This window comes from Pseudomonas sp. SG-MS2 (genome assembly GCF_009933855.1).
Classification (GTDB): Bacteria; Pseudomonadota; Gammaproteobacteria; order Pseudomonadales; family Pseudomonadaceae; genus Aquipseudomonas; species Aquipseudomonas putida_E.
This window is the reverse complement of the sequence record NZ_MOMO01000054.1, coordinates 1-17,928: the sequence shown is the minus strand read 5'-3', so window position 1 is coordinate 17,928 and position 17,928 is coordinate 1. Positions and strand designations below refer to the sequence as shown.

General features: G+C 63.7%; 19 protein-coding genes. 14 read left to right on the top strand and 5 right to left on the bottom strand.

Features of this window, described 5'->3' with window-relative positions; genetic code table 11:
* Together BLX42_RS03960 and BLX42_RS03955 are read left to right on the top strand one after the other, a co-directional pair.
* Positions 1-1,685 (top strand): TonB-dependent siderophore receptor (locus tag BLX42_RS03960; protein ID WP_161871192.1); only part of this gene is annotated, 1,685 nt, incomplete at its 5' end.
* 119 nt (positions 1,686-1,804) lie between these two features.
* Complete coding sequence (locus BLX42_RS03955) at positions 1,805-2,296, top strand: DUF1543 domain-containing protein (RefSeq protein WP_161871191.1); 492 nt, start codon at positions 1,805-1,807, stop codon at positions 2,294-2,296.
* Positions 2,297-2,341: 45 nt separating this feature from the next.
* On the opposite strand, the gene nikR is transcribed toward BLX42_RS03955, so the two are convergent.
* Positions 2,342-2,758, bottom strand: a complete 417-nt coding sequence (gene nikR / locus BLX42_RS03950) for a nickel-responsive transcriptional regulator NikR (RefSeq protein WP_115274551.1) — start codon at positions 2,756-2,758, stop codon at positions 2,342-2,344.
* 87 nt (positions 2,759-2,845) lie between these two features.
* On the opposite strand from nikR, the gene nikA reads away from it, so the two are divergent.
* From nikA to BLX42_RS03900, 10 genes are all read left to right on the top strand, one after another.
* Positions 2,846-4,420, top strand: coding sequence for a nickel ABC transporter substrate-binding protein (gene nikA / locus BLX42_RS03945; RefSeq protein WP_161871190.1), 1,575 nt, complete (start codon positions 2,846-2,848; stop codon positions 4,418-4,420).
* A gap of 1 nt (position 4,421) precedes the next feature.
* Positions 4,422-5,363 (top strand): nickel ABC transporter permease subunit NikB, encoded by a 942-nt coding sequence (nikB, locus tag BLX42_RS03940; RefSeq protein WP_046785844.1) that lies wholly within the window; start codon positions 4,422-4,424, stop codon positions 5,361-5,363.
* Positions 5,360-6,205, top strand: a complete 846-nt coding sequence (gene nikC / locus BLX42_RS03935) for a nickel ABC transporter permease subunit NikC (protein WP_161871189.1) — start codon at positions 5,360-5,362, stop codon at positions 6,203-6,205. Before nikB ends, nikC begins: the two co-directional genes overlap by 4 nt.
* Entirely contained in the window at positions 6,206-6,976 is a 771-nt protein-coding gene (gene nikD / locus BLX42_RS03930; protein ID WP_046785842.1) for a nickel import ATP-binding protein NikD, read from the top strand.
* Positions 6,973-7,794, top strand: a complete 822-nt coding sequence (gene nikE, locus BLX42_RS03925; protein WP_161871188.1) for a nickel import ATP-binding protein NikE — start codon at positions 6,973-6,975, stop codon at positions 7,792-7,794. Before nikD ends, nikE begins: the two co-directional genes overlap by 4 nt.
* Positions 7,795-7,982: 188 nt before the next feature.
* Complete coding sequence (locus tag BLX42_RS03920) at positions 7,983-9,029, top strand: diguanylate cyclase (RefSeq protein ID WP_125923818.1); 1,047 nt, start codon at positions 7,983-7,985, stop codon at positions 9,027-9,029.
* A 315-nt stretch (positions 9,030-9,344) separates the two neighbouring features.
* Positions 9,345-10,754 carry a circularly permuted type 2 ATP-grasp protein gene (locus tag BLX42_RS03915; RefSeq protein WP_012314860.1) on the top strand — a complete coding sequence of 470 codons (1,410 nt, stop codon included), beginning with the start codon at positions 9,345-9,347 and terminating at the stop codon, positions 10,752-10,754.
* Between the two features lie 3 nt (positions 10,755-10,757).
* A complete protein-coding gene (locus tag BLX42_RS03910) occupies positions 10,758-11,708 on the top strand; it encodes an alpha-E domain-containing protein (RefSeq protein ID WP_161871187.1) in 951 nt (316 codons plus the stop codon).
* Positions 11,705-12,484, top strand: coding sequence for a transglutaminase family protein (locus tag BLX42_RS03905; protein ID WP_115274545.1), 780 nt, complete (start codon positions 11,705-11,707; stop codon positions 12,482-12,484). The genes BLX42_RS03910 and BLX42_RS03905 overlap by 4 nt, the downstream gene beginning before the upstream one ends.
* A 78-nt stretch (positions 12,485-12,562) precedes the next feature.
* Positions 12,563-13,297: a peptidase gene (locus BLX42_RS03900; RefSeq protein WP_115274544.1), complete on the top strand. Its 735-nt coding sequence runs from the start codon at positions 12,563-12,565 to the stop codon at positions 13,295-13,297.
* Positions 13,298-13,315: 18 nt separating this feature from the next.
* On the opposite strand, the gene BLX42_RS03895 is transcribed toward BLX42_RS03900, so the two are convergent.
* Complete coding sequence (locus BLX42_RS03895) at positions 13,316-13,876, bottom strand: hypothetical protein (protein WP_046785837.1); 561 nt, start codon at positions 13,874-13,876, stop codon at positions 13,316-13,318.
* A 114-nt stretch (positions 13,877-13,990) separates the two neighbouring features.
* Here BLX42_RS03895 and BLX42_RS03890 point away from each other — a divergent pair, with 114 nt between their 5' ends.
* Positions 13,991-14,299, top strand: a complete 309-nt coding sequence (locus BLX42_RS03890; RefSeq protein WP_161871186.1) for a hypothetical protein — start codon at positions 13,991-13,993, stop codon at positions 14,297-14,299.
* Positions 14,300-14,347: 48 nt separating this feature from the next.
* On the top strand, positions 14,348-15,574 hold the full coding sequence (gene chrA / locus BLX42_RS03885) for a chromate efflux transporter (RefSeq protein WP_161871185.1): 1,227 nt from the start codon (positions 14,348-14,350) through the stop codon (positions 15,572-15,574).
* Here chrA and BLX42_RS03880 read toward each other — a convergent pair.
* The 3 genes from BLX42_RS03880 to BLX42_RS03870 form a co-directional block, all read right to left on the bottom strand.
* Positions 15,549-16,913 carry a sensor histidine kinase gene (locus BLX42_RS03880; protein ID WP_046785835.1) on the bottom strand — a complete coding sequence of 455 codons (1,365 nt, stop codon included), beginning with the start codon at positions 16,911-16,913 and terminating at the stop codon, positions 15,549-15,551. The genes chrA and BLX42_RS03880 overlap by 26 nt on opposite strands.
* Positions 16,910-17,572: a response regulator gene (locus tag BLX42_RS03875; protein WP_046785834.1), complete on the bottom strand. Its 663-nt coding sequence runs from the start codon at positions 17,570-17,572 to the stop codon at positions 16,910-16,912. Before BLX42_RS03875 ends, BLX42_RS03880 begins: the two co-directional genes overlap by 4 nt.
* 2 nt (positions 17,573-17,574) lie before the next feature.
* Positions 17,575-17,928: tetratricopeptide repeat protein (locus tag BLX42_RS03870; protein WP_371926614.1), on the bottom strand; the 354-nt coding region annotated here is incomplete at its 5' end.

Genomic DNA, 17,928 nt, shown 5'->3' with positions numbered 1-17,928 from the left:
TGGGTGGCAGCCTCAACGTGATCACCAAGTTGGCCAACCGCGATGAGGACACCTTCGAAGGCCGGGTCAGCTATGGCCGCTACGACACTTGGGAAACCGCAGTAGGCTTCAACAAGGCGCTCAACAGTGGCGACGGCCCACGCCACTATGCGCGGCTCGACTACAGCCGCACCCACACCAACGGCTATATCGACCGCCAAGAGAACGGTGCCGGCAACCTGGCCTTCTCGCTGCTCAGTGACATCAACGACCAGTTGTCGCACACCCTTGCACTTGAATACCTGGAAGAAAAGGAAGACAGCCCCTACTGGGGTACGCCAGTGTTGCAACCGCTGACAGGGACCTTGCACATTGACAAAGGCAACCGCTTCAACAACTACAACGTCGAAGACGGCCGCTACGAGCAGCGCACCCGCTGGCTGCGCTCGATCACCGACTATCGTTTCGACGACACCACCCAGTTGCGCAATACGTTCTACCACTACGACGGCCAGCGCGATTACCGCAACCTCGAGGTGTACCGCTACAACGCCGACAACAGCGCCATTGCCCGCTCCGGGGGCTACCGCCAACGTCACGACCAGGAGGTCAATGGCAACCGCCTGGAACTGACCCACCAAGGCCAACTGTTCGGCCTGGCCAGCGACTGGGCATTTGGCGTTGACTACAACCGCAACCAGCAAACCAACTACCCGCTGTCCAAAGGGGCCTTCGACACCGTCAACCCGAACGGCTTCGAGCCCGGTGACTTCCTCGACATCCCCGGCATGGACGCACCGCGCAGCAAAGGCCGCAGCACGACCACCGACACCTCCTCGGGCTTCGTCGAGAACCGCACGCGCCTGACCGACCAGTTGTCGCTGATCACCGCCTTGCGCTACGACCACATCGACTTCGACGTTGTCGACCATGTCGCACGCTCGAAACTCGACCGGCGCTGGGACGCGGTCACTGGTCGCCTGGGCCTGGTCTACGACCTGACCCCGCACGTCAGCCTCTATACCCAGTACAGCACCTCGGCCGAACCACCAGGAGGCACGCTGACCAGTGCGTCGATCAGCCAGGTCGGTGACTTCGACCTGAGCACCGGCCGCCAGGTCGAGGTGGGCAGCAAGTTCGACTTCCTCGACGGCCGCGGCTCGGCCACCGCAGCGGCCTATCGCATCGTGCGCAAGAACATCTCGGTGCCCTCTTCGACCGTGCCCAACACCACCGAGCAGGCAGGCCAGCAGACCTCCACCGGTATCGAGCTGGCGGCGTCGTTCAAGGTCACGCCCAAGCTGCTGGCGGCCGGTAACTTCAGTTGGGTGAATGCCGAGTACGACGAGTTCAACGAGACCATTGGCGGTGTGGTGTATTCGCGCAAGGGCAAGAACCCGGTGAACATCCCCGACCGCGTGGCCAACCTCTGGCTGACCTACGACCTGGCGCCGGGCTGGCAAGTGGGTGCCGACGCCCGCTACGTGGCCTCGGTGTACGCCAATACCGCCAACACCGCCTGGGTGCCGTCCTACACCCTATACGGGCTGTCCATGACCCACGACCTGGACAAGCATGTACAGCTCAGCGCACGGTTGCGCAACCTCACCGACGAGGTTTACGCCCGCTTCATCCACCAGAGCAATACCCAGTACTACCTGGGTGAGCCGCGCAGCCTGGAAGTCGCTGTGCAGTGGCGTTACTGATGGGCCTGGCGTCGCATGCGGCGCCAGAGCCGCCAGGTAAAGGCGCCTAAAGAGACGGTGGTCGACAGACGCCATAACCCGCAGAATACGGCGTCTTCCGCCACCTGAAGGAATTGCTCATGCTGTACGTAGTCATGCTCGGTGGCCGCCACCCACGAGCCAGTATCGAGGTACACGACGTGCTGTTCGCACAGGCGGACTCACTGCAGCAGGCGTACCCGCAACTGCGCGAGGGCTGGTTCGGCAGCCGTGCAGGCCTGCACATCGACTCATGGCTGGAGGTCGACGGTATCGATCGCTACCGTGTCGCGTTCAGCCAACTGGCGCCAGGGGCGGATGACCCGCGGCTGTTCTTCATCAACCTGGGCGGCTACGAGCCGCAGGTGTTTGGTGAGGCGCACCGCTACCTGCTGGTAGTGGCCAGGGACAAGGCCCAGGCCAAGCAACTGGGCAAGCAACGCATGCAGGCAGGCTGGCTCAAGCCGCATACCGATGCAGTGCTTGAGGTAGACGATTGCCTGCCAGTCGAACTGGTGGGCGGGCGTTATGTGCACTTGATCGAAGGTGCGCATGGCGGGCTGCGTCAATACAGCGACTACATCCTGCTCTGAGGCGCCGACTGCCTGTCATTGGCCCTGGGGCAACGATCCGGACCCTCAGCGCACCTTCGCATGCCCCGGCGCCGGCATCACCTGCACCTGGCCATGCTCCACCCCACGCTCGACCATCAATTGGCGAGACAACTCGCCAATGCGGCCGCTTTCGCCCTGCAGCACCGAGACCTCCAGGCAGTGGCCGGCGTCCAGGTGCACGTGCAGGGTGGACCGGGTCAGATCGTGGTGGGCATGCAGGGTCTGGTTGAGCCGCCTGGGCAGTTCGCGGGTGCTGTGGTCGTACAGGTAGCTGACCACGGCCACGCAGGCGGCATCGTCCGGCAATGCTTCAGACTCGCGCATGCCCGCACGCAACAGGTCGCGAATGGCCTCCGAACGGCCCTGGTAGCCTTGGCTCGCCACCCGCCGATCGATGACGTCGAGCAGCTCTTCATCCAGCGTGATGGTGATTCGTTGCATTCTGTAACTTCCGGTAAGATGATTTCACGTAGACATCATACCCACCGCGCTTTAGCCTACGGCCTCCGTGAAAGTGGGGAACGCAGTGTGAAGCAGCAGCCAGGTAAACGAAAGCCCGCCCTATGGGGCATCCTTTTTCTAGCTGCGTGCACTGTTGCGCCGGCCAGCAGCGCCGCCGAGCAAGGGCCAAGGCTGGTGTACTCATGGCCTGTGAATGCCGGGCCGCTCGACCCGCGTGGCTACTCCCCGAACCAGATGTACGCCCAGGCCATGGTCTATGAACCCCTGGTGCGCTATACCGCTGCGGGTACGCTGGAGCCTTGGCTGGCTGAGGCCTGGCAGGTTTCCGATGACGGCAAGACCTACACGTTCACGCTTCGTGACGGCGTGCGCTTCAGTGATGGCACACCGTTCGACGCGCCTGCGGCCAAAGCCAACCTCGATGCAGTGCTGGCCAACGCTCAGCGCCACCGCTGGATGGAGCTGGTGACCACCCTGGACCACGTTGAAGCACCTGAACGCCTGACCCTGCGCCTGGTCCTCAAGCACCCCTACTACCCGACGCTGATGGAACTGGCCCAGGTTCGCCCCTTACGCTTTGCCTCGCCTCAGGCTAAACCCGGCCAACCCGCCGGTACCGGCCCGTGGATGCGCGCCGAATCGCGCCTGGGCGAATACGACCGCTTCGTGCGCAACCCTCATTATTGGGGGCCAAAGCCGGCCTACGGCGAGGTCATGGTCAAGGTCATCCCAGACCCCAACAGCCGCGCACTGGCCCTGCAGGCCGGCGAAGTCGAGCTGATCCAGGGCGCTGCCGGCGAAATCACGGCCGGCACGTTCGTACGCCTGCGTGACCAGGGCTTTGCCACCGCACTGTCGGCACCGCTGGCCACCCGCACCCTGGCGATGAACACCGGCCGTGGCGCTACCCGTGATCTGGCGGTACGCCAGGCGATCAACGAGGCGGTGGACAAGCAAGCCATCATCGACAAGATCCTCTACGGCCTTGAGCCCCGCGCAGACACCCTGTTCGCCAGCAACATGCCCTACGCCGATATCGGCCTCAAGCCCTACCCGTATGACCCTGCGCTCGCCGCCCGCAGCCTCGAAGCTGCCGGGTGGGCGCTGGCGCCAGGCGCTTCAGTGCGCAGCAAAGGCGGCGAACCATTGGCCATCGAGCTGGTGTTCCTCGGCACCAGCGCCTTGCAGAAGAGCCTGGCCGAAGTGCTGCAGGGCGAGCTGGCGAAAATCGGCATCCGCATCGACCTGCGTGCGGTTGAGGAAGGGGCGCTGGTGCGGCGCCAGCGCGACGGCGACTTCGGCATGATCTTCGCTGACACCTGGGGTACGCCCTACGACCCGCATTCGTTCGTCAGTTCCATGCGCTACGCCGGCCATGCCGACTACATGGCCCAGCGTGGGTTGGCAATCAAGGACGAACTGGACAAGCGCATAGGCCAGGTGCTGGCCAGCACGGATGAGCAGCAGCGTGCCGAGCAGTACCGCTTCATCCTCACCACCCTGCACGAACAGGCCGTCTACCTGCCCATCTCGCATCTCACGGCCATCAGCGTGCGCCGAGGCTCGGTGGCCAAGGTCCAGTTCGGCAGCACGTTGTTCGATGTGCCGTTCGAAACCATGACACCCAAACAGGAAGACTGACATGTTGCGCTACATCCTGTTGCGCCTGGCGCTGCTTGTACCGGTCATGCTTGGCGTTTCGTTGCTGGTGTTCGTGCTGCTGCACCTGGGCAGCACCGACCCCGCGCTGGACTACCTCCGGCTTTCGCACATCCCACCGACCGACGCAGCCATCGCCGAGGTGCGCCATACCCTGGGGCTGGATCGCCCGCTGTATGCGCAATACCTGAGTTGGCTGTGGAACGCCGTGCATCTGGACTTCGGCATCTCCTATATCACCGGCCGCCCAGTGCTTGATGACCTGCTCTACTACCTGCCCGCCACCCTGCAACTCGGCGGCCTGGCGTTGGCCTGCACGCTGCTGCTGTCGATCCCCTTGGGGCTGTTGGCGGCCCGCTGGCAAGGGCGCTGGCCCGACCACGCCGTGCGGGCAGTGACGTTCCTGGGGGTGTCCATGCCCAATTTCTGGCTGGCGTTTCTGCTGATCGCGCTGTTTTCCCTGTGGCTGGGCTGGCTGCCGCCGCTGGGGCGTGGAGGGGCCGGGCACCTGGTTATGCCGGTGCTGGCCATCGCCCTGATGTCGATGTCGATCAACGCCCGCCTGCTGCGTGCCAGCCTGCTGGAAGCCGGCGGGCAGCGCCACGTCACCTATGCCCGTGCCCGCGGCCTGCCCGAACGGCACGTCTGGCGCGACCATATCCTGCGCAATGCCTGGTTGCCGCTGGTGACGGCCACCGGCATGCACATCGGCGAACTGATCGGTGGCGCACTGGTGATCGAGACCATCTTCGCCTGGCCCGGCGTTGGCCGTTTTGCGGTGTCTGCAGTGCTGAACCGCGACTTCCCGGTGATGCAGTGCTTCACCCTGCTACTGACCGGTCTGCTGATGGTCTGCAACCTGATCGTCGATGTCTGCTACGCCTGGCTTGATCCTCGCAGCCGGCTGGAAGGGGTGAACGCATGAGTGTGCAGTCTGCCCTGCGCCAGCCATTGCTGCTGCGCCGCCCCAGCCTGATGATCGGCCTGGCCCTGGTCGGCCTGCTGGCATCGCTGGCGCTGTTCGGCCATTGGATTGCCCCGCATGACCCCGACCTGGTCGACCTCGGCCAGCGCCTGCAGGCGCCCGACGCCAGCCACTGGCTGGGCACCGACCACCTCGGGCGCGACCTGCTTTCGCGGCTGATCGTCGGCACGCGCCTGTCCTTGGGCAGCGTGATGCTGACCCTGGCGCTGGTGCTGGCGCTTGGGCTCGCGGTCGGCGGCGTGGCCGGGTTCGTCGGCGGGCGCACCGACCTGTTGCTTATGCGCCTGTGCGACATGTTCATGACCTTCCCCACGCTGGTACTGGCATTCTTCTTCGTCACCTTGCTGGGCACCGGCCTTAGCAACGTGATTATCGCCATCGCCCTGTCCCACTGGGCCTGGTATGCGCGCATGGTGCGCGGCCTGGTGATTGCCCAGCGCGGCCGCGAATACGTGCTGGCTTCACGCCTGGCCGGCGCTTCACGCTGGGCGCGGCTGCGCCAGCATGTGCTGCCCAATATCGCCGGCCCATTGCTGGTGCTGGCGACCATGGACATCGGCCACATGATGCTGCACGTCTCCGGCCTGTCGTTCCTTGGCCTCGGGGTGGCGCCGCCCACCGCCGAATGGGGCGTGATGATCAACGACGCCAAGGAATTCATCTGGACGCACCCGCAACTGCTGCTGTTGCCAGGGCTGATGATCTTCTTCTCGGTGATGGCCTTCAACCTGCTGGGCGATGCGCTGCGCGACCGCCTCGACCCCACACAGGAGCGCCATTGAATGAACCCCTCGGTACTTGAAATCCGCGGCTTGCGCATCGAGGCTCAGGCCGGCGTGCTGGTGCACGGCGTTGACTTGCAACTGCGCCGCGGCGAAGTCTGCACGTTGGTCGGTGCCAGTGGCTCGGGCAAATCCCTCAGTTGCCTGGGTGTGCTCGACCTGCTGCCGCCAGGCCTTACCCGTACCCACGGGCAACTGCTGCTCGACGGCCAGCCGCTGGCTGCAAGCAGTGTCCGTGGCCGCCTGGCCAGCCTGGTACTGCAAAACCCGCGCAGCGCCTTCAACCCGGTGCGCAATATGGCCAGCCACGGCCTGGAGACGCTCAGGCAGCGCGGCGTCACCGGTGCAGCAGCCCGTGCGCGGATGGCCCACTGCCTGGATGCGGTGGGCCTGGCAGACCGTGAGCGTGTGCTGCAAGCGTTCGCCTTTCAGCTCAGCGGGGGCATGCTGCAACGGATGATGATCGCCCTGGCGCTCATGGCCGAAACCCCGTTCCTCTTGGCTGATGAACCCACAAGTGACCTCGATGCCCTGAGCCAGGCGCGTTTTCTCGACCTGCTGATGGAACTGGTGCAGGTGCATGGGCTGGGGGTGTTGCTGGTGACTCACGACATGGGCGTGGTGGCGCGCTGCGCAGACCAGGTCGCGGTGATGGAAGCCGGCCGCATCGTCGAATGCCAGCCGGTCCATGAGCTTTTCCAGAACCCTGCCAGCGCCGCTGCCCGCACCCTCCTCCACGCCCACCAGATACTTTGCCGGAGCCAACCATGAGCCTGCTGCACGCCCACAACGTTGGCCATCGCTATCGCACCGGGGGGCTGTTGCGCAAACGGGGCTGGCTGCAGGTGCTCGACAGTATCGACCTGCACCTGCACGCAGGTGAGTCCATCGGCCTGCTAGGCAGCAGTGGCAGCGGCAAAAGCACCCTGGCGCGGCTGCTGCTCGGGCTGGAAAAACCCACCCAGGGCCAGGTGAGCTTTGCCGGGCAGGATGTCAGCCAGCTAAGAGGTGAGCAGGCGCGCGACTTCCAGCGCACCGTGCAACTGGTGTTCCAGGACGCCCCCGGCGCCTTCAACCCCCAGCGCAGCATCGGCTGGAGCATCGCCGAGCCGTTGCGCCACCTCACCGACCTGGATGAAGCCGGCCGACAAGCTCGCACCCTTGAACTGCTGGAGGCAATGGGCCTGCGCGCCGAGCATGCCCAGCGCCTGCCGCAGCAGTTGAGTGGCGGCCAGTTGCAGCGTGCCAACATCGCCCGGGCGCTGGCCGTCTCGCCGCAACTGGTGGTGCTCGACGAAGCGTTGTCGAACCTGGATCGGGTATTGCAGTTACAGCTCCTGCAGCAGCTGGAGGCGTTACGCCAGCGCAGCGGCACCGCGTTCGTGCTGATCAGCCATGACCTGAGCCTGGTGCAGTACTTCTGCCAGCGGGTCGTGCTGCTGGACAACGGCTGCATCGTCGAGGATCGGCCCGTCACGCACTGCACTGGTTTCGAGCATCCAGTGGGAAAGCAGCTACAGTCTGCCATGTTGCCCATACGGCCCGACAAGAGGCAGGCAAGACAAGCGCTGCCAATGGGTATGCACTGACGCCAACAACAGAGGGCATCCCGCGTGAACGCCAGAACGCTTTTCCAGGGCGCAGGCAAAGTGCCACAATGCGCCACCGATCACGAATTGCGGCGAATGCCATGACAGAGCTCAATCCTGGCGATGAAATAGCGCACTGTGTAAGGACGGACCGCCTGCACCAGCTGTTCGTCCAGTCGGCGCCCGCTGTGCTTGGCAGCTTCCTGGCTGCCGCAATGCTGTGCTGGTTGGGCTGGGAGCGTTTCGACCAGCAAAAAGTGGCCGCCTGGATGACGGTATTGAGCCTGTCGACGGCCCTGCGCACCGCCATGTTCGTCGCCTATCTGCGGGCACCGGCCAACCAGCGCACGGCCGAACGCTGGGAGTGGCGCTACTGGGCCACCCTGGCGCTGTCGGCGGCAGTCTGGGGCTTGGGCGCACTGGCTGTGATGCCTGCCGACGACCTGCTGGGGCAGGCATTGATCATGCTGTTTGCCGTGGGCATGTCTGTCAGCGCAGTCTCGTGTTACTCCTCGTACCGCAACATGACCCTGGTATCGATCGCTTTGGTGCTGCTGCCCAGCACCGGCTGGCTGCTGCTGCAGCCATCCGCGCTGCAGCAGGGGATCGCTCTGGCGGTGCTGGTGTTCGCTTCGTTCGTCGTCAATGCGACGAACAGCCTGTCTTCAGCGCTGGTGACCGCCTGGCGCCTGAAGCACGAAATGGAACGCGCACACCGGCTTGCCATCGTGGCCTCGTGCACGGACGAACTGACCGGTCTGAACAATCGCCGTGCCTTTTTTGACTGTGCCTTGGCGCAGCACACCTTGTGCAAGGAGGGGCACACGTATGTAGCCGTGCTGATGCTGGACGTCGATCATTTCAAACAGATCAACGATACCGCCGGGCATGCGGCGGGCGACCAGGTGCTGCAACGGATCGGTGCAGCCATCAGCGCCAGCCTGCGTGACGACGACATCGCCGGCAGGCTGGGCGGCGAGGAGTTCGCCATCCTGCTGCCCGATACGCCTCTGGTCACTGCCAGCGAGATTGCCGAGCGCCTGCGGGCCCTGATCGCAATGCTGAACGTCGACACGCAATTCGCGGTTACCGCCAGCATAGGCCTGGCCTTCGCCAAAGCACCCGCCAGTGAACTCGATGCGTTGCTCAGCAGCGCCGACAAGGCCATGTACCGTGCCAAGGCATCGGGCCGTAACCGGGTGACGATCGTCGACCATGTGCATGCCGCCGCCTGATGGCACGGCTGGCCAGGGTCCTTACGTACTCATCGCTTGCCCTGATTTGGTTCGACTTTTTCACCAAGCCAAGTCCTGCACCCATTTGATGCAGTGAGCCCCTGCCTTCGCCGCGGCTGATCTACGCAAATCTCCGACAACTCGCCTGATTCCGTCGTTTTATTGATATCAAAAAGCGCTCTCTCGCTCTTTCAGAGCCATTTTTCTTCCTGCCCCTTGCGCCCTGCCCGTTCCGGCATTGTCATTGCAAAGCTCCAGTGGATCGCTTGGCAAGCGAGAAACGAAACTGCCGACGAGTCGTGGCAAGGAGTGGGTATGTCCCGGGCTTTTTTCAACGAAATGTATGAGGCAAACGGAAGTTGCCGCCCGCACTATCAGGAGTTCGCCCGCTGGCTGGCGAACACACCGCTGGAACTGTTGGAACAACGCCGGCACGAAGCCGACCTGCTGTTCCACCGGGCCGGTATCACCTTCACCCTGTACGGTGACCAGCAGGACACCGAGCGGTTGATCCCCTTCGACATCATCCCGCGCAGCATCCGCGCCAGCGAATGGCGCATCGTCGAACGCGGGTGTATTCAGCGGGTTCAGGCGCTGAACCTGTTCCTCCAGGACATCTACCACGATCAGCGCATTCTCAAGGCAGGCATCATTCCGCCCGAGCAAGTGCTGGCCAACGAGGGTTACCAGGTCGCCATGCAAGGCCTGAACCTGCACCGGGGGCTGTACGCGCATATCGCCGGTGTCGATCTGGTACGTGACAGTGATGGTACGTATTACGTACTGGAAGACAACCTGCGCACGCCCAGCGGCGTCAGCTATATGCTCGAAGACCGCAAGATGATGATGCGCCTGTTCCCCGAACTGTTCGCCGCCCAGCGCATCGCCCCGATCGACCACTACCCCAACCTGCTGCTCGACACACTCAAGAGTGCCAGCCCGCTGGACAACCCGACCGCCGTGGTGCTTACCCCGGGGCGCTTCAACAGCGCCTACTTCGAGCATGCGTTCCTGGCGCGGGAGATGGGCATCGAGCTGGTCGAAGGCGCCGACCTGTTCGTGCGCAACGACCACCTCTACATGCGCACCACCGCAGGCCCGCAGCAAGTGGACGTGATCTACCGCCGCCTGGATGACGAATACCTCGACCCGCTGTCGTTCAACCCTGATTCGATGCTGGGCGTACCTGGGCTGATCTCGGTGTACCGGGCAGGCAACGTGGTGCTGGCCAACGCGGTGGGTACAGGCGTTGCCGACGACAAGTCGATCTACCCCTACGTTGACGAGATGATCCGCTTTTACCTGAGCGAGGAGCCGATCCTGAAGAACGTGCCCACCTGGCAATGCCGCAAGCCGCAGGACCTGTCCCACGTCCTGGCGCACCTGCCCGAGCTGGTGGTCAAGGAAACCCAAGGTTCCGGCGGCTACGGCATGCTGGTCGGCCCCGCCGCAACCGCTGCGCAGATCGAGGATTTCCGCGCCCGCATCAAGGCGCGCCCGCACGCCTACATCGCCCAGCCCACGCTGTGCCTGTCCACCTGCCCGACCTTCGTTGAAAGCGGCATCGCGCCGCGCCACATCGACCTGCGCCCGTTTGTACTGTCAGGCAGCGAAACGCGCCTGGTGCCCGGCGGCCTGACCCGCGTTGCCCTGCAGGAAGGCTCGCTGGTGGTCAACTCGTCGCAGGGCGGCGGCACCAAGGACACCTGGGTGGTGGAGGACTGAGCCATGCTTTCGAGAACCGCTTCCGACCTGTACTGGATGTCCCGCTACCTGGAGCGCGCCGAAAACCTCGCGCGCATGCTCGAGGTCAGCTACTCGCTGTCGCTGATGCCGCAAGCCGGCCGCTCCGATGGCCACGCGGAGCTTGCCATGTCGCTGCTGGCCTCCGGTACGCTGGACGATTACATCCGCAAGCACTCCGAGCTGGACACCGAGCGCATGCTGCACTTCTTTGCGCTGGACGCGAACAACCCCAGCAGCATCTATTGCTGCCTGCAGGCTGCGCGCACCAACGCGCATGCAGTGCGTGGGCGAATAACCGCCGACATGTGGGAAAACATCAACGCCACCTGGATCGAAATGCGCAACATTGCCAGCAATGGCCTTGGGCGCTATGGCATCAGCCAGTTCTGCGACTGGGTCAAGGAACGCTCCCACCTGTTCCGCGGCGCGACCTCCGGCACCATCATGCGCAACGATGCCTACAGTTTCATTCGCCTTGGGACCTTCCTGGAGCGGGCGGACAACACCCTGCGCCTGCTCGATGCCCGCTACGAAATGTTCGGGGAAACCTCCGAGGAAGTCAGCGACGACTCTGCAAGGGGTTACTACCAGTGGAGCGCCTTGTTGCGCGCACTGACCTCCTACGAAGCGTTCAACGAAATCTACCGCAATGCACCCAGCGCACGCCCGGTGTCGGAGCTGTTGCTGCTGCGCGTTGACGTGCCGCGTTCGCTGCATGCCTGCATCGACGAGCTCGACCAGATACTCGCCGGTCTGCCTGGCACTACCGGCCGCCCTGCACAACGGATGGCTGCCGAACTCAATGCGCGACTGCGCTACACCGCCATCGACGAGATTCTCGAAGCCGGGCTGCACCTGTGGCTGACCGACTTCATCGGCCGCATCCACCAACTGGGCCAGACCGTCCACAATTCCTATCTGGAGGTCGTATGAAACTGTCCATCCGCCACGACACCACCTACAGCTATGCCAGTGACGTGTGCAACAGCATTCAGTTCCTGCGCCTGACACCGCGCAGCAGCGAGCGTCAGCGCATCCTCGAATGGCAACTGGACCTGCCCTGCAAGGTGAACAGCCAGATCGACCCGTATGGCAATATCCTGCACGTACTGACCCTGGAAAAACCCCATGGCCACCTCGCCCTTACCGCCAGTGGCCAGGTAGAAATCGACCCGGACTGCGAACACGAGGCCGGCGGCCAGTCGCCCCTGCCTTTCCTGCGCAGCAGCCACCTCACCCAGGCCAGTGACGCACTCAAGGCCTTCGCCGCCCAGCAGTGCGGCGAGCGCCGCGACCGGGGCGCGCTGACCGCACTTATGCAAGGCCTGGCCGACCATATGCCCTACAGCCCAGGTGCTACCTCCGTGGGCACCACCGCGAGTGAGTCATTCGCCGGCGGTGCCGGGGTGTGCCAGGACCATACCCACGCGTTCCTGGCCTGCGCCCGCAGCCTCGGCATCCCGGCACGCTACGTGTCGGGCTACCTGTGTACCGAAGACGAAACCCACCTGGCCAGCCACGCCTGGGCCGAAGCCTGGATCGATGAAGCCTGGTACAGCTTCGACGTCACCAACCGCCTCACCCGGCCCGAACGGCATCTGAAGCTGGCGGTAGGCCTGGATTACCTCGACGCCTGCCCGGTCCGGGGCGTGCGCCGCGGTGGCGGCGTCGAATCCATGCAGGCAAGCGTCCACGTACACCGCCAGTAATCACCTGGCGCAACTCAAGCGGGCCCCGTCGTGCCATGCGCGGCGGGGCCGCTCCATTCCAGGAACAAGGTAGACAGCATGACCTACTGCGTCGCTATGCACTTGGCGGACGGGCTGGTATTCATCTGCGACTCACGCACCAATGCCGGTATCGACCAGATATCCACGTTTCGCAAGCTGTTCGTTTTCAGCGTGCCGGGGGACCGGCTGATCGTCCTGCAGACCGCCGGCAACCTAGCCACCTCGCAATCGGTGGTCAACCTGCTTGAACAACGCAGCCGAGGCACCGGCACCCACCTGCTGAACGTCGGCACGCTCTACGATGCAACGGTGCTGGTGGCCGAAACCCTTCGCGAAGTCATTACCCGTGACCGCAGCAAGCTGACGGCCCAGATCGACCTGAGCGCCTCGTTCACGGTGGGCGGCCAGATCGCGGGCAGCGCCATGGGCATCTACAACGTCTACGCCCAAGGCAACTTCTTCCAGGCAACGCCAGACACACCCTTCCTGCAGCTGGGCGAGAGCAAGTACGGCAGGCCGATTCTCGACCGCAACCTCACCTACGACACCCCCTTGGACGAAGCACTGCGCTGCGGTTTGATCTCATTCGACTCCACCATCCGCAGCAACCTGTCGGTCGGGATGCCACTGGACCTGTTGGTGTATGGCAAGGACAGCCTACAGGCCAGAGAGCCGGTGCGCATCCATCAAGACGACCCCTACTACAGCCACATCCGCAAACAATGGAGCGACGGTTTGAAAAGCCTGCTGGGCGAGCTGACGCCGCCACCGCCGGGGTTCATGGCCGAATGAGCCGGGGCCTTCCCTCGGTCACGCCAGTAGCGATATCACCAGGTCCGCAATATTGATCGGCACGAATGCCACGGTCAGCAGGGCATAGGCCTTGCGCGAGCGGGCTGCAAACACACACAGCGGGATCACGATCATGATCACGTCAAAGGCACCCCAAAGCGCCATGGGCGAAACGCCGAACAACAGAACGTTGACGATGAAGCCAAGCAGGTAATAGCCCGACAGAAACAGCAGCGCGTATCGGCCATCCTGCTCAAAATACACGCGAAGCCCTTCGAGCTCGTCCTCGCTCCGGCTGGGCAACATCAGCGCCGAGGAAACGAACAGCGAAAGCGCCAGCAGCACCAGCAGCAAAAATTCCTGGAACGAGAAGGTCGCCCTTATTTGCGGCAGCGTATTGACCGCCCACCAGAAATCCATCTGTGTGGTGAAGAGCATGACCGCCCAGACCAGGGCAACCCAATCGGGGGCAGCGCTGCGGCGAATGCGGAAGACGGTCAGCGCGCCCAGAAGCAGGCGGGTGACGGATAAACCCAATATCATCGATAAGACAGTGGCGACGATTGGGAAATTGCTCATGCTACCTCCTGTAAGCCATTGCTCTGGCAAGCGTAGCCGGGCAGCAGCGATTCTCGAAAAATACCTGCCTGACCGGCTATTCTCTTCTCTGCCCTATCGACCGAGGTCACCGTCATGAAGCGCAACTACCTGGCTGGTGCTGTGCTGTTGTTGTTCGCCACAGCGGCCAGCTCAGCAGATCAGGGTGCCAACGCCGCGGCGGTGCCCGGCACTGCCAAGGCCCGCAATGCCTGCCTGGACGAGGTCGCGAAAATAACCGGCATCGCACGCAACACGCTATCGGTGATCGAAGTGCTGCCCAGCGAAGCGGGCATCGGCGTGAATATCCAGGTACCCGGCGCGCAAGCGCCATGGTCATGCCTGGCCGATGCCAATGGCAAGGTACAAGGCGCCAGTTACACCGGGTCGGAAGGCAAGCTCTGATCTGCGTACCCTCTTGCACCTCAACGGCAATACTTCAAGGAGCCTGCATTGTCAGAACGCAGTAACAGCGCCGTGACCTCTCGCGACTCTGCCTGGTCGGTATTTCTGGTGTTCTTGCGCCTGGGGCTGACCTCTTTCGGTGGCCCCATTGCGCATCTGGGCTACTTTCGCGAAGCGTTGGTAACCCGCCGCCAATGGCTCAGTGAACGCAGTTATGCCGAGCTGGTCGCCCTGTGCCAGCTGCTTCCCGGGCCGGCGAGCAGCCAGGTCGGCATAGGCCTGGGCCTCTCACGCGCTGGTTTCGCGGGCGCTGTGGCCGCGTGGGCAGGCTTCACATTGCCATCGGCCATCATCCTGGTTCTGTTTGCTCAGGGCATCTGGGCATGGGGAGGTGCCGTCCCTGGTGGTTTGCTGCACGGCCTGAAGATCGTCGCGGTCGCTGTTGTCGCGCAGGCAGTGTGGGGCATGGCACGCAGCCTTTGCACCGATGTTCCGCGCGTGACCATCGCCCTGTTCGCCGCCTGCGCTGCGCTTGTGTGGCCCACTGCAATGGGACAGATAGGCGTGATTGTGTGTTCTGCCGTCGCAGGCTTGCTGCTGTTCAAGTCCACCCCGCCTCCAGCAGGGGAGAAACTGCCGTTTTCAGTCAGCCGCAAAACCGGCCTGATCGCGCTGACAGTGTTCTTTGGTCTGTTGCTCGGCCTGCCGCTGATGGCCCACTTCTGGCCGTCGCAGGCCATGGCGATGGTGAACGCCTTCTACAGTGCAGGCTCACTGGTCTTCGGGGGCGGGCATGTGGTTCTGCCGCTGCTGCAGTCGGCGACAGTACCCAATGGCTGGGTCGCCAATGACACCTTCCTGGCGGGTTATGGTTTGGCGCAGGCCGTACCCGGCCCCCTCTTCACGTTTGCGGCATTTCTGGGGGCGTCCATGAGCGTGCAGCCATCCGGCTGGGTGGGCGCAATTGTCTGCATTCTCGCCATTTTCACCCCCTCCTTCCTGCTGGTGATCGGCGTATTGCCCTTTTGGCAAAAACTGCGGCACAGCGCTCGTAGCCAGGCCGCGCTGGGTGGTGTAAACGCAGGCGTAGTGGGGCTGCTGTTAGCCGCCTTGTACCACCCGGTCTGGACGAGCGCCATTGCCAAGCCATCGGACTTCGCTTTTGCGCTGACCGCCCTCGTGGCCCTGATGTTCTGGAAGATGCCTCCCTGGCTGGTTGTGCTGGGTTGCGGCCTCTTCGGCTGGCTGCTTACTGCAACGCAAACGTCAGGGTAGCTGCCAGCCCGCCACTGGCCCTGTTTTCAAGGCGTACCTGCCCGCCCATCCGCTCGACGATGGTAGCCACGATCGAGAGGCCAAGCCCTGCTCCATTGGGGCTGTTGCGGCTATAGAAGCGCTCGAACACCCGCCCAAGATTCGCCTCGTCGATACCCGGCCCTTCATCTTCGACAACCAGTTCGAAGCGATTGGCCAGGCGCCTGAGTGATACGGTGATGCGCCCGCCCGGCGGTGAATGCTCCACTGCATTGGAAACCAGGTTCTGCAAGGCGATGCCCAGCGCACCGGCATCGATCATCAGGCCATGGTCACCTTCACTGATATCCAGCGAAGGCTCCAGGCCGCGATCCAGTATCCAGGGCGTGAGATCCGCCAGCACATCGGTGACCACTTCACCCAGGTCGACAAGGGTGGTGGGACGCTGACCGAGGCGCGGCTCGACGCGGGCGAGGGTCAGCAACTGGTTGACCACCCGGGTCAGCCGGTCCACGCCGCCAATCAGAAAGCCCAGGGCTTTCTGGCGCTCGGCATCGGTACTGGCGGCCTGGGCGTTTTGCGCATGCAGGCGCAGGATCGCCAGCGGGGTGCGCATCTCATGGGCGGCGTCGGCAATGAAGCGATGCTCGCGCCGCAGCAGGTCCTCGATCTGCGCCAGCAGGCGGTTGATGGCCGCCTGCATGGGCTCGAGCTCGGTCGGCAACGGCACCAGCTGCAGCGGTTCGAGGGAGTCGGCATGGCGCGCGCGAATCACATCGGCCATGTTCTGCAACGGGCGCAATCCCCAGCCGATAGCTGCCCAGACCAGCAGCGCCAGGCCCAGGCTGCCAAGCAGAAACGGGAACAGGGTATGGCGTACGATGCGGTCGATCAGGTCGTAACGCACATCGTCGCGCTCACCCACCCAGATCACCCACTGCTTTTCGGGCACCGGTAGAACGAAGCCGCGCCATTGTTCGCCGCCGCTGGCGAAATCATAAAAGCCCGGGGCCGTGGGCGGTGGGTCGAGCGTCGGCGCACTGGGCGTGTGCACCAGCAGCCGTGCTCCATCACCCCATACCTGGAACGCCAGCTTGCTTTCATAGGGGTGGCCCACGCGATGGCGTCCGGCCTTGCCCAGCGCCTCGTTGAACGCCCGATAAAGCTTTTCGCGGTTGCCATCCTGCACCGGCAGGTTCATCACCCCCTGCAACAGCCGGGCATTCTGAGCCATGTGGGCATCGTAGACTTCGTTGATCTCGCGCCGGCTGTCGTGATAGTTGTACAGCGCCAACAAGCCGGTGCCGAGCAGCATCAGCGCCATCACCCGCCACAGCGTACGCTGGCGCAGCGAGCTCATAGCTTGCCCTCGACCAAATAACCGATACCGCGCACCGTGCGGATCAGGCCGTTGAACAGCTTCTTGCGCAGGTGATAGATGTTCACCTCCAGCGTATTGCTCTCAGGCTCCTCGTCCCAGCCATACAGCAGCTGGGTCAGCCGCTCACGGGTGAACACCTTGCCCGGTTGCGCCAGCAACTCGTGCAGCAGCCGATACTCCTTGGGCGTCAGTACCACAGGCACACCGTTGTAGTGCACCTGCTGAGTGGCGGGGTCCAGGCTTACGCCCGCGTGCTCGATGAGCACCGTGGCCCGCCCGGCGCTGCGCCTGAGCAAGGCGCGCAGGCGGGCCTTGAGCTCGTTGAGGTCGAAAGGCTTGACCAGGTAATCGTCGGCGCCGGCATCTAGGCCAGTGATGCGGTCTTCGGTTGCATCGCGCGCGGTAAGGATCAGAACCGGCAGGCTGTCGCCCCCCGCCCTCAACCGGCGCAGCAACTCGATGCCACCCAACCGCGGCAGCCCGAGGTCGAGGATCACCAGGTCGAATGCTTCGTGTTGCAGGGCATGCAGCCCGCTCAGGCCATCGCGCAACCAGTCGAGGGTATAGCCCTCCTGGCGCAACCCGTCGCAGATCCCCTCACCCAGAGCGGTATCATCCTCAACCAGTAGCAGCCGCATGTTCAGTCCTGTTTGTCCTTGATGGCCTTGAGTAAAGCATCGATATCGCCACGCCGGCCCTGGTCGGCCAGCTCGCGCCCCGGCCGTGGCGGCGCCTGCCGGGCTTTCTCCAGCGCTGCAGTGGCCTGCGCGTAGCGTTTTTGCCGGAACAGATGATCGGCCCAGAAGTAATTGCTGTCGATACCATTGGGGTTGATTTGCAGCGCCTTGCGCAACAAGGTGTCGGCCTTTTCGCTGTCACCAAAACCGATAGGCCAGCCAGGCACTTGGTCATACAAGGTACCCAGGCTGGTATACGCCGAGCCCTGCAGGGCACTGGGGTCGAGTTTGATCGCCTCTTCCAGGCTGGCCTTGGC

What these genes read in the sequence shown, in the direction of transcription:
- BLX42_RS03905 (WP_115274545.1), top strand. Translation starts at nt 11,705, where the DNA reads ATGAAACTGTCCATCCGCCACGACACCACCTACAGCTATGCCAGTGAC.
- BLX42_RS03895 (WP_046785837.1), bottom strand. Translation starts at nt 13,876, where the DNA reads ATGAGCAATTTCCCAATCGTCGCCACTGTCTTATCGATGATATTGGGT.
- BLX42_RS03955 (WP_161871191.1), top strand. Translation starts at nt 1,805, where the DNA reads ATGCTGTACGTAGTCATGCTCGGTGGCCGCCACCCACGAGCCAGTATC.
- BLX42_RS03910 (WP_161871187.1), top strand. Translation starts at nt 10,758, where the DNA reads ATGCTTTCGAGAACCGCTTCCGACCTGTACTGGATGTCCCGCTACCTG.
- nikC (WP_161871189.1), top strand. Translation starts at nt 5,360, where the DNA reads ATGAGTGTGCAGTCTGCCCTGCGCCAGCCATTGCTGCTGCGCCGCCCC.
- BLX42_RS03890 (WP_161871186.1), top strand. Translation starts at nt 13,991, where the DNA reads ATGAAGCGCAACTACCTGGCTGGTGCTGTGCTGTTGTTGTTCGCCACA.
- BLX42_RS03880 (WP_046785835.1), bottom strand. Translation starts at nt 16,913, where the DNA reads ATGAGCTCGCTGCGCCAGCGTACGCTGTGGCGGGTGATGGCGCTGATG.
- BLX42_RS03915 (WP_012314860.1), top strand. Translation starts at nt 9,345, where the DNA reads ATGTCCCGGGCTTTTTTCAACGAAATGTATGAGGCAAACGGAAGTTGC.
- BLX42_RS03875 (WP_046785834.1), bottom strand. Translation starts at nt 17,572, where the DNA reads ATGCGGCTGCTACTGGTTGAGGATGATACCGCTCTGGGTGAGGGGATC.
- nikD (WP_046785842.1), top strand. Translation starts at nt 6,206, where the DNA reads ATGAACCCCTCGGTACTTGAAATCCGCGGCTTGCGCATCGAGGCTCAG.
- nikE (WP_161871188.1), top strand. Translation starts at nt 6,973, where the DNA reads ATGAGCCTGCTGCACGCCCACAACGTTGGCCATCGCTATCGCACCGGG.
- BLX42_RS03900 (WP_115274544.1), top strand. Translation starts at nt 12,563, where the DNA reads ATGACCTACTGCGTCGCTATGCACTTGGCGGACGGGCTGGTATTCATC.
- nikB (WP_046785844.1), top strand. Translation starts at nt 4,422, where the DNA reads ATGTTGCGCTACATCCTGTTGCGCCTGGCGCTGCTTGTACCGGTCATG.
- nikR (WP_115274551.1), bottom strand. Translation starts at nt 2,758, where the DNA reads ATGCAACGAATCACCATCACGCTGGATGAAGAGCTGCTCGACGTCATC.